General features: G+C 33.4%; 1 protein-coding gene. It reads left to right on the forward strand.

What is annotated here, in order from left to right; translation table 11 throughout:
- Window positions 1-861 (forward strand): ornithine carbamoyltransferase (locus OW729_RS19370; protein ID WP_268063163.1); only part of this gene is annotated, 861 nt, incomplete at both ends.

Raw genomic sequence — 861 nt, forward strand, 5'->3', positions numbered from 1 at the left:
GAGGATTATACAAAAGAAGAAATTGAAACAATGTTAGAGGTATCATCTGATCTTAAAAAGAAAATGGCTATGGGAATAAAAACACCATATTTAGAATATCAAACAATGTTCTTAATGTTTTTTGAACAATCAACAAGAACAAGAAACTCAATGGAAGCAGGAATAGCACAATTAGGAGGACATGCAAACTATTTGGATACAAGCACAATGCAAGTATCACATGGAGAAGTTGCTAAAGATACAGCAGTAATACTTTCAAGATTTGGACATGCGATAGCATGCAGAAATTGTTTCTGGGGAATAGGGAATAAATATATAAGAGAAATGGCAGAAAATTCTTCAGTACCAGTAATGAACTTACAATGTGATCTTTATCACCCAATGCAAGGATTAGCAGATTTAATGACAATAAAAGAAAAATTTGGAGATACAAAACGTAAGAAAGTATCAATAATATGGGCATATGCGACAACACATAAAAAGCCAATATCAGTACCAGTAACACAAGCATTATTATTCCCAAGATTCGGAATGGATGTAACATTAGCATATCCAGAAGGATATGATTTACCAGATTGGGTAATCGAAAAAGCTAAGAAGAATGCATTAGAAAATGGTGGAACATTCAAGATAACTCATGATATGGAAGAAGCATACAAAGGTGCAGATGTAGTAATACCAAAGAACTGGGGAAGTTGGGTTAACAACCAAAGTGATGCAGTAGTAGATGACTTATTAGAATCATATAAAGGATGGAAATGTACAGAAAAAATGATGGCACTTACAAATCCAACTTCAATATACATGCATGCACTTCCAGCAGACAGAAATAATGAAGTAGAAGATTCAGTAATAGATGGA

It is taken from the genome of Clostridium brassicae, from assembly GCF_026738875.1.
GTDB lineage: Bacteria > Bacillota > Clostridia > Clostridiales > Clostridiaceae > Clostridium_H > Clostridium_H brassicae.